A 6,631-nucleotide genomic window follows, 5' to 3' on the forward strand; every position below is an offset into this window, starting at 1 on the left:
GGCCGCCGCCGCGGCGGCGGGCGGGGTCCGGGTGTCGCCGCTGTGGCTGGTGGCGGCGCTGGCCGTGCACGCCGTCGGCGAGGTGACCTTCGCCCCCGTCGGGATCAGCATGACCACCGGCGCCGCGCCGCCCGCCTTCATGAGCCAGATGGTCGCGTTGTTCTGGCTCTCCGCCGCGCTCGGCGCGGGCGTGGGCGGGCACGCCGTCGACCTCTCCGGCGGCGACTCCCCCGATCCCGGCTTCTTCCTGGCGCTGGGCCTGCCGGCGTTCCTGGCCGCTGCCGCCCTGCTCGCCTTCGCTCGCCCGCTGAAGCGCCGCCTCCAGGCCGGGAGCACCCACCGAGCCTTCACCGCGCCTCGATCCCGTCTCTAGGAGCCGATGACACCGTCCGGTGGGTAACCGCATCGAAGGGAGACAGCCGTGCAGAACGTGCGGGCCGAAAAGGTCACCGCCGACGCCGTGCCGGCGAATCGCCGGCGCGGAGGCGACATCCGGGTGGTCCTGAGCCCCCGGACGGTCGGCGCCACCTCCGGGTTCATGGGGACCGTCACGCTGCAGCCCGGTGAGTTCGTCGCCGAGCACTACCACCCGCACTCCGAGGAGTTCCTCTACGTGGTGTCCGGTGACCTCCTCCTGAGGCTCGACGGTCAACCCCTGCCGCTGAGCGCCGGCGAAGGCACGATGGTGGCGATCGGCGTACGGCACCGCCTGGAGAACACCGGCGACACCACCGCGTTCCTGGTCTTCCACCTCAGCCCGCTGGCGCCGCGGCCCGAACTGGGGCACGTCGACACCGAGCCGCTGCCCGGCGCCGCCGAGCCGGCACCGACCGTCGGATGAGCGCGGTCGAGCCGGGCACCCGGCGGGCCGTCATCACCGGAATCGGCGTGATGGCCCCCGGCGGCACCGACGTCAAGGCGTTCTGGCAACTGCTCACGGCGGGCCGGACCGCCACCCGGGACATCACGCTGTTCGACGCCACCGGGTTCCGCTCCCGGATCGCCGCCGAATGTGACTTCGACCCGGCCGCCGAAGGACTGTCACCGCAGGAGATCCGGCGGATGGACCGCGCCGCCCAGTTCGCCGTCGTCTGCGCCCGGCAGGCGATCCGCGACAGCGGCCTGGAACCGGACCCGGACCGGGCCGGACGCACCGGGGTCAGCATCGGTAGCGCGGTCGGCTGCACGATGGGCCTGGAGGAGGAATACGTCGTCCTCAGCGACGGCGGCCGGAACTGGCTGGTGGACAGCTCCTACGGCGTCCCGCACCTGTACGGCTACATGGTCCCCAGCACGCTGGCGGTCGAGGTCGCCCGTGACAGCGGCGCCGAGGGCCCGGTCTCGCTGACCTCCACCGGCTGCACATCCGGCCTCGACGCGGTCGGGTACGCGGCCCGCCTCATCGAGGAGGGCCGCACCGACGTGATGATCGCCGGGGCCACCGACGCACCGATCTCGCCCATCACGGTGGCCTGCTTCGACGCCATCAAGGCGACCTCGCCGAACAACGCCGACCCCGGGCACGCCTCCCGCCCCTTCGACGACACCCGGGACGGCTTCGTGCTCGGCGAGGGCGCCGCGGTGTTCGTGCTGGAGGAACGCGAGCACGCGGCCCGGCGGGGGGCCAAGGTGTACGCCGAGGTGCTCGGCTTCGCCGGGCGCGGCAACGCGTACCACATGACCGGTCTCAAGCCCGACGGCCGGGAGATGGCCGAGGCCATCCGGCACGCCATGCGTCAGGCGGCGATCGGGCCGGGCGACATCGACTACATCAACGCGCACGGCTCCGGCACCCGCCAGAACGACGTGCACGAGACCGCCGCGTTCAAGGCGGCCCTGGGCGAGCGGGCGTACCAGGTCCCGGTCAGCTCGATCAAGTCCATGGTCGGGCACTCGCTGGGGGCGATCGGCTCGATCGAGATCGCGGCCAGCGCGCTGGCGATCGAACACGACACTGTGCCGCCCACCGCCAACCTGCACCGTCGTGACCCCGACTGCGACCTCGACTACGTGCCGGTCGAGGCCCGCGCCCACCGCACCGACGTGGTGCTCACCGTGGGCAGCGGGTTCGGCGGGTTCCAGACCGCGATGGTGCTCGGCGCCCCGGGGCGGGACGCATGCTGACCACGGCGGGCGAACGAGCGGTGGTCACCGGCCTCGGGATCGTCGCGCCGAACGGGCTCGGCAGCACCGACTACTGGGCCGCGACCCTGCGCGGGCAGAGCGGAATCGCCCGGCTGAGTCGCTTCGACCCGTCGTCGTACCCGACCACGCTGGGCGGTGAGATCGCCGGCTTCGCCACCCGCGGCACGGTGCCGGGCCGGCTCGTGCCCCAGACCGACCGCTGGACCCACTTCGGCCTGTACGCGACCGACCTGGCGCTGACGGACGCCGGCGTCGACCCGGCCGAGCTCGACGAGTACGAGATGGCCGTGGTCACCGCCAGTTCCTCCGGTGGCACGGAGTTCGGGCAGCGCGAGATCCAGGCGTTGTGGTCACACGGGCCGGACCACGTGGGCGCGTACCAGTCGATCGCCTGGTTCTATGCGGCGACCACCGGACAGATCTCGATCCGGCACGGCATGCGCGGACCCTGCGGGGTGCTGGCCGCCGAACAGGCCGGTGGGCTGGACGCGCTGGCGCACGCCCGGCGGCTGCTCGGCGACGGGCCGCGGTTGGTGGTCAGCGGCGGCACGGATGCGTCGCTGTGCCCGTACGGGCTGGTCGCCCAGCAGGCCGGCGGGCGGCTGAGCCCGGTCACCGACCCGGCCCGGGCCTACCTGCCGTTCGACCGGGACGCCACCGGCTATGTGCCCGGTGAGGGCGGCGCCATCATGATCGTCGAGGCGCACACCGCCGCGGCGGCCCGGGGCGCCCGGATCTACGGCGAGATCGCCGGGCACGCCGCCACCTTCGATCCGGGACCACGCTCGGGGCGCCCACCGGCTCTGCGCCGGGCCGTCGAGCTGGCGTTGCACGACGCGGCCATCCCGGCCGAGGCCGTCGACGTGGTGTTCGCGGACGGTGCCGGCGTGCCCGAGCTCGACCGCGTCGAGGCCGAGGCGATCGAGGCGGTCTTCGGGCCGTACGGCGTACCCGTGACGGTCCCGAAGACGCTCACCGGCCGGCTGTACGCGGGCGGGGGCTCACTGGACGCGGCCACCGCGCTGCTCTGCCTGCGCGACGGCGTGATCCCGTCGACCGCCGGAGTCGACCGGATCGCCGCGGACTACCGGCTCGACCTGGTGACCGGCGCGCCCCGGACCGCACCCGTGCGTACCGCTCTGGTGCTGGCCCGCGGCTACGGCGGCTTCAACTCCGCTCTGGTGCTGCGCGCACCCGGCGGCACCACCGACTGACAGCTCCACCGACGAGGGGAAGGTCATGGCACAGCTCACCATGGACGACGTCCGCCAGATCCTGCTGGCCAGCGCGGGCGACGACGACGACATCGATCTGCACGGCGCCATCGACGAGGTCGCGTTCGGCGACCTCGGTTACGACTCGCTGGCGCTGCTCGAGGTGCAGTCCCAGCTGCAGCGGCGGTATCCGGTGAAACTGCCGGACGGCTGGCCCGCACCGGGCACCACCCCGGCCGACCTGCTCCGGCACGTCAACGGCCTGCTGCCGGTGGAGGTGTCCGGTGCCGGAACGCACTGACAACACGATCGTCATCGCGGCGCCGCTGGACCTGGTCTGGCGGATGACCAACGACCTCAGGTCCTGGCCGTCGCTGTTCAGCGAGTACGCCGCCGTGGACATCCTCGAGGAGCAGGCGGGGACGACCCGCTTCCGGCTCACCATGCACCCGGACGAGCAGGGCAACACGTGGAGCTGGGTCTCCGAGCGCACCCCGGACGTCGCCACGCGCACGGTGACCGCCCGGCGGGTCGAGACCGGCTGGTTCGAGCACATGGACATCAACTGGGAGTACCGCGAGGTCCCCGGCGGCGTCGAGATGCGCTGGATCCAGTCCTTCACGATGCGGCCGGACTCCCCCGTCGACGACGCCGCGATGACCGACCGGCTCAACCGCAACACCGCCGTCCAGATGACCCGCATCAAGGGTCTCGTCGAACAGGCCGCGCTGACCGCGGCCGGCAAGGAGAACCCGATGGGCCTGTCCCTCTCCGGCCACAACGTGCTCGTCACCGGCGGCACCCGCGGCATCGGCCGGGTCACCGCGCTGGCCCTGGCCCGGGCCGGCGCCAATGTCGCGGTCTGCCACCGCACCCCGGGTGAGGCCGCCGACACCCTGGCCCTGCACCTCAAGGAGCTCGGTGACGACAACCACGTCATCGTGGCCGACGTCGCCGACGAGGCGCAGGTGCGGCGGCTGCTCGGCGAGGTCGGTGACCGGCTGGGATCGCTGTCGGGCGTGGTCGCCAACGCGGGGGCGATCAGCCACATCCCGTTCGACGAGATGCCGCTGGCCGAGTGGAAGCGGATCATCGACACCAACCTGACCGGGGCGTTCCTGGTGGTGCAGGCCGCTCTGCCGCTGCTGACGGAGAAGTCCTCGGTGGTGCTGATCGGCTCGAAGGTCGCCCAGGTCGGGCTCGCGCAGCGGACCCACTACACGGCGTCGAAGGCGGCGCTGGTCGGCTTCGCCCGCTCGCTGTGCAAGGAACTGGGCCCGCGCGGCGTCCGGGTCAACGTGCTCGCGCCCGGCGTCATCGAGACCGAGGAGTCGGCGAAGCTGCCGGCGGAACGGCGCAAGGCCTACGAGTCGATCACCGCGCTGCGCCGGCTGGGCGACGCCGAGGAGATCGCCGGCGTCGCAGCGTTCCTGCTCAGCGACCTGTCCAGCTACGTCACCGGCGAGACGATCAACGTGGACGGAGGGATCTGAGATGGCCGGTCGGGTCCGCGCGGGCTGCCGCGCGGCCGGCCGGGCCCTGTGGCTCGGCCTGATCGCCTACGGACGCGCCACGGCGCTGTGCGGGCTGCCGCCGGACGACGACCGGGCCGCCGCGGGGGCCGCCCGCTGGGTGGCCGGCCCGGCGCCCGGGCAGGCCACTGCCTTCGCCGCCTACAGCCCGCAGGAACAGGCGCTGTTCCGGCAACTCGACGACATCAGACCGCAACGGTACGCCGGGAGGCCTCTCGATGACTGACGCGATGACCAGAGCGGTGCCACGGACCGCACCGCCGACCTCGACCGCCGACTGGGTGCGCTGCGACGGCTGCCACGGCCTCGTCTACGGCCCCCGGTACGCCCGGGACCTCAACGTCTGCCCGCTGTGCGGCCGGCACGGTCCGGTCACCGCCCACGAACGGCTGGAGCAGCTGCTCGATCCGGGCTCGCGGGCGGACATCCCGACCGTACGGACCGATCCCGATCCTCTGGGTTTCACCGACACCCGGCCGTACCCGCAGCGCCTGGCGCTGGCCCGGGCCGCGACCGGGCTGACCGACGCCGTCATCGCCGCCCACGGCACCGTCGAGGGCCGGCCGCTGGTGATCATCGCGATGGACTTCCGTTTCCTGGGTGGCAGCCTGGGCGTCGCGGTCGGGGCGACGATCGTGCGGGCGGCCGACGAGGCTCTCGCCGCCCGGGTGCCGTTCGTGATGGTCACCGCCTCGGGCGGCGCGCGCATGCAGGAGGGCGTGCTGGCGCTGATGCAGATGGCGCGCACCGCGCAGGCGCTGGCCGAGCTCGACGAGGCCGGGCTGCTGACCGTCACGGTGGTCGCGGATCCGACCTACGGCGGGGTGGCCGCCTCGTACGCGTCGCTCGCCGACGTCGTCCTGGCCGAGCCGCAGGCCCGGCTCGGGTTCGCCGGTCCGCGGGTCATCGCCCAGACCATCGGCGCCGAGCTGCCCCCGGGGTTCCAGCGGGCGGACTTCCTGCTCGCGCACGGCCTGGTGGACCGGATCGTGCCGCGGGCCGGCCTGCGGCCGGTGCTGGGCCACCTGCTGGTGGTCAACGACCCGCCGGGCGAGCCCGTGGAGCTACCACCGGTGCCGGCCGGGGACGACCGCCCGGCCAGCGAGCAGGCCTGGGAGGTGGTCCGGCTGGCCCGCCACCTGGACCGGCCGACCACCTCGGACTACATCGAGGACCTGTGCACCGGCTTCGTCGAGCTGCACGGCGACCGTACAGGCGCGGACTGCCCGGCGATCCTGGGCGGGATCGCCGTGTTCGGCTCCCGCCCGGTGGTCGTGATCGGCCACCAGAAAGGGCACACCACCCGGGAGCTGGTCGCCCGCGACTTCGGCATGGCGCGGCCGTCGGGTCAGCGCAAGGCGGCCCGCCTGCTGCGCCTGGCCGCCAAGCTCGGGCTGCCGGTGATCACCTTCATCGACACCCCGGGCGCCCATCCCGGGGTGGACGCCGAGGAGGGCGGCCAGGCCGGGTCGATCGCGGAGAACATCCGGCTGATGGCCCGGCTGCCGGTGCCGACCGTCGCGGTGATCACCGGCGAGGGCGGCAGCGGCGGGGCCCTGGCGCTGGCCGTCGCGGACCGGGTGCTGGCCTGCGCCAACGCCGTGTACTCGGTGATCAGTCCGGAGGGTTGCGCGGCGATCCTCTGGAAGGAGCCGGCGGCGACACCGCAGGCGGCCGAGGCGCTGCGGCTGCGCGCGCCCGACCTGCCGATCGTCTCGCCGCACGGGCACGTCGACCCGC

The 6,631-nt window shown here is 73.6% G+C and carries 7 protein-coding genes and 1 pseudogene; all 8 read left to right on the plus strand.

The features are described 5' to 3' along the window. A pseudogene (locus tag AB0C29_RS27145) lies at positions 1 to 373 on the plus strand (hypothetical protein); the annotation flags it as partial. A 48-nt stretch (positions 374 to 421) separates the two neighbouring features. After that, complete coding sequence (locus AB0C29_RS27150; protein ID WP_360825597.1) at positions 422 to 841, plus strand: cupin domain-containing protein; 420 nt, start codon at positions 422 to 424, stop codon at positions 839 to 841. After that, positions 838 to 2,124: a beta-ketoacyl-[acyl-carrier-protein] synthase family protein gene (locus AB0C29_RS27155; protein ID WP_360825600.1), complete on the plus strand. Its 1,287-nt coding sequence runs from the start codon at positions 838 to 840 to the stop codon at positions 2,122 to 2,124. Before AB0C29_RS27150 ends, AB0C29_RS27155 begins: the two co-directional genes overlap by 4 nt. Beyond that, positions 2,118 to 3,359, plus strand: coding sequence for a ketosynthase chain-length factor (locus tag AB0C29_RS27160; protein ID WP_360825603.1), 1,242 nt, complete (start codon positions 2,118 to 2,120; stop codon positions 3,357 to 3,359). The genes AB0C29_RS27155 and AB0C29_RS27160 overlap by 7 nt, the downstream gene beginning before the upstream one ends. A gap of 25 nt (positions 3,360 to 3,384) precedes the next feature. Next, positions 3,385 to 3,660: an acyl carrier protein gene (locus AB0C29_RS27165; protein WP_360825606.1), complete on the plus strand. Its 276-nt coding sequence runs from the start codon at positions 3,385 to 3,387 to the stop codon at positions 3,658 to 3,660. After that, the gene (locus tag AB0C29_RS27170; protein WP_360825609.1) at positions 3,644 to 4,852 is read left to right on the plus strand and encodes an SDR family oxidoreductase; all 1,209 of its coding nucleotides are present in this window, start codon (positions 3,644 to 3,646) and stop codon (positions 4,850 to 4,852) included. The genes AB0C29_RS27165 and AB0C29_RS27170 overlap by 17 nt, the downstream gene beginning before the upstream one ends. 1 nt (position 4,853) lies before the next feature. Then, a complete protein-coding gene (locus AB0C29_RS27175; protein ID WP_360825612.1) occupies positions 4,854 to 5,117 on the plus strand; it encodes a hypothetical protein in 264 nt (87 codons plus the stop codon). Continuing rightward, positions 5,110 to 6,631, plus strand: a 1,522-nt coding sequence (locus tag AB0C29_RS27180) for an acetyl-CoA carboxylase carboxyltransferase subunit alpha/beta (RefSeq protein ID WP_360825615.1), incomplete at its 3' end; no start/stop codon positions are given. The genes AB0C29_RS27175 and AB0C29_RS27180, both read left to right, overlap by 8 nt.

The organism is Actinoplanes sp. NPDC048791 (assembly GCF_040650095.1).
In the GTDB taxonomy this organism is placed as follows: domain Bacteria; phylum Actinomycetota; class Actinomycetes; order Mycobacteriales; family Micromonosporaceae; genus Actinoplanes.

Excerpts from the sequence above, each read along its gene's own strand:
- AB0C29_RS27155 (WP_360825600.1), top strand. The coding sequence starts at position 838 with ATGAGCGCGGTCGAGCCGGGCACCCGGCGGGCCGTCATCACCGGAATC.
- AB0C29_RS27160 (WP_360825603.1), top strand. The coding sequence starts at position 2,118 with ATGCTGACCACGGCGGGCGAACGAGCGGTGGTCACCGGCCTCGGGATC.
- AB0C29_RS27165 (WP_360825606.1), top strand. The coding sequence starts at position 3,385 with ATGGCACAGCTCACCATGGACGACGTCCGCCAGATCCTGCTGGCCAGC.
- AB0C29_RS27175 (WP_360825612.1), top strand. The coding sequence starts at position 4,854 with ATGGCCGGTCGGGTCCGCGCGGGCTGCCGCGCGGCCGGCCGGGCCCTG.